1 protein-coding gene is annotated in these 424 nt (G+C 49.1%); it reads left to right on the top strand.

Annotation, left to right across the window (positions count from 1 at the left end; translation table 11 throughout):
• On the top strand, nucleotides 1-424 hold a 424-nt coding region (locus AC1DUA_RS40735; protein WP_477505028.1), incomplete at both ends, for a GTP-binding protein.

Genomic DNA, 424 nt, shown 5'->3' with positions numbered 1-424 from the left:
CTGCTGAACCACGTTCTGCATAATCGAGATGGTTTACGAGTAGCCGTTATTGTCAATGACTTAAGCGAGGTCAATATCGATGCTGGGCTAATTCGGGAGGGGGGAGGGCTTTCTCGAACGAACGAGAGTCTGGTTGAGATGTCTAACGGCTGTATCTGCTGCACATTGCGCGACGATCTGTTGAAGGAAGTTGAGCGGCTTGCCAAGGAGGATAAATTTGATTATATCCTGATCGAATCAACTGGTGTTGGTGAGCCCTTGCCAGTAGCTCAAACCTTCACTTATCTGGATGAGGAGCAAGGTATTGATCTTTCCCGGTTTTGCCGTTTGGATAGCATGGTAACTGTAGTAGACGCTTATCGCTTTTGGGCGGACTACTCCTCAGGAGAGACCCTTCTCGAACGAAGTCAAGCGGTTGGTGAGG

Source organism: Paenibacillus sp. 01T422 (genome assembly GCF_056398785.1).
The sequence above is the reverse complement of the archived record's forward strand: the minus strand, read 5'-3'. Positions and strand labels throughout refer to the sequence as shown.